1 protein-coding gene, 1 pseudogene and 1 riboswitch are annotated in these 1,159 nt (G+C 74.4%); of the genes and pseudogenes, one reads left to right on the forward strand and one right to left on the reverse strand.

Going from position 1 to position 1,159, the window contains the following annotated elements:
- Positions 1–675: ATP-binding protein (locus HW445_RS31900; RefSeq protein WP_180224245.1), on the reverse strand; the 675-nt coding region annotated here is incomplete at its 3' end.
- A gap of 26 nt (positions 676–701) precedes the next feature.
- A riboswitch (cobalamin riboswitch) is annotated at positions 702–844 on the reverse strand.
- A 45-nt stretch (positions 845–889) separates the two neighbouring features.
- Between HW445_RS31900 and HW445_RS31905 the strand changes: the two are divergent.
- Positions 890–1,159: pseudogene (locus tag HW445_RS31905) on the forward strand (cobalamin biosynthesis bifunctional protein CbiET); the annotation flags it as partial.

Below are 1,159 nucleotides of genomic sequence, written 5' to 3' on the forward strand. Positions count from 1 at the left end.
GCGGCGCACCACCTCGGCGCGCGGGGCGGGGTCCCGGGGTGCGGCGACCTCGACGGTGAGGCCGAACCGGTCGAGGAGCTGCGGACGGAGTTCGCCCTCCTCGGGGTTCATGGTGCCGACCAGCAGGAACCGGGCGGCGTGCTCCATGGAGAACCCGTCGCGTTCCACGGTGACCCGGCCGGTGGCCGCCGCGTCGAGGAGCAGGTCGACGAGGTGGTCGGGGAGGAGGTTGACCTCGTCGGCGTAGAGGATGCCGCGGTGGGCGCGGGCCAGCAGACCGGGCTCGTAGGCCACCTTGCCGTGGGAGAGGGCCTGTTCGAGGTGGAGGGAGCCGAGGACGCGGTCCTCGGTGGCGCCGACGGGGAGCTCGACGAGGCGGACCGGGCGGCTCTCCACGGGCGTGCCGGGCTCGAACGGCCCGTCCGGGGAGGGGTCGTCGGGGTCGGCGGGGTCGGTGGAGAAGCGGTCCGCGGGGCGGACGTCCACCGGCGGCAGCAGGGCGGCCAGCGCACGGGCGGCGGTGGACTTGGCGGTGCCCTTCTCGCCGCGGACGAGGACGCCGCCGATCTCCGGCGCGATGCCGGTGAGGACCAGGGAGAGGCCGAGGTCGTCGAGGTCGCCGGCGTCGCAGCCGACGATCGCGGAAAAGGGGTAGTGCGAACGCACCAATGGCATGTGAGGCTCCCGCTCGTTTCGCCATCCGTAAGGGGCGGGCGCGAGGCCGGTCTTCGGACTTGCCGAGTCCTCGTGAGCGAGGCTCGGTTCACCGCAGCGGGCCTGTGCCGGAATCTCACCGGGCTTCCCAGATTCTCCCCGCGGGCCGTCCTCACCGTTTCCGATGGCTGGGCCGTGGGGGCACCTCGTGCCTGTGATCGACCACGATAGCGTCATGGGTATGACGATCGGCACGCCCCCTCCCCCCGTTCCCCTCCTCCCGGATCCCCGGATCACCGTCGTCGGCGTCACCGCCGACGGCTGGCCCTCGCTGCCCGGGCGGCTGCGGCGGACGGTGCTGGAGGCGGAGGTGGTGCTGGGCGGGCGACGGCACCTGGCGATGCTGCCGGAGGCGCCGGGGCAGCGCCGTGAGGTGTGGCCCTCGCCGCTCCGGCAGGGGCTGCCGGGTCTGCTGGCCTCCCTCGGCGGGGCCCGGACCGTGGCA

The sequence above is a fragment of the Streptomyces sp. UH6 genome, from assembly GCF_013421635.1.
In the GTDB taxonomy this organism is placed as follows: Bacteria; Actinomycetota; Actinomycetes; order Streptomycetales; family Streptomycetaceae; genus Streptomyces; species Streptomyces abyssomicinicus.